A 253-nucleotide genomic window follows, 5' to 3' on the forward strand; every position below is an offset into this window, starting at 1 on the left:
ACGTATTCGCAGTCGAAACTTAATGCGGTCGCCAGGCGACTCAACGAGCGACCAAGAAAAACACTAAACTTCCAGACACCGGCCGAACGGTTTTATCAATGTATTGCGTCGACCGGTTGAATCCAAGACCCACAACTGCCGGTCGCGCTGTCTGGGGTTCAACGGCGGTTAACTGAGTGGTCCGGTCATCCAAGCCAGCTCGCCGGGGGCAGCGGTTCGGCCAATCCGGACATTCGCACTTCTCGAGCCTATT

1 pseudogene is annotated in these 253 nt (G+C 56.1%); it reads left to right on the plus strand.

The features are described 5' to 3' along the window. A pseudogene (locus FSO04_RS46130) lies at window positions 1–120 on the plus strand (IS30 family transposase); the annotation flags it as partial. Between the last annotated feature and the right edge of the window lie 133 nt (window positions 121–253).

It is taken from the genome of Paraburkholderia madseniana, from assembly GCF_009690905.1.
Lineage (GTDB): Bacteria > Pseudomonadota > Gammaproteobacteria > Burkholderiales > Burkholderiaceae > Paraburkholderia > Paraburkholderia madseniana.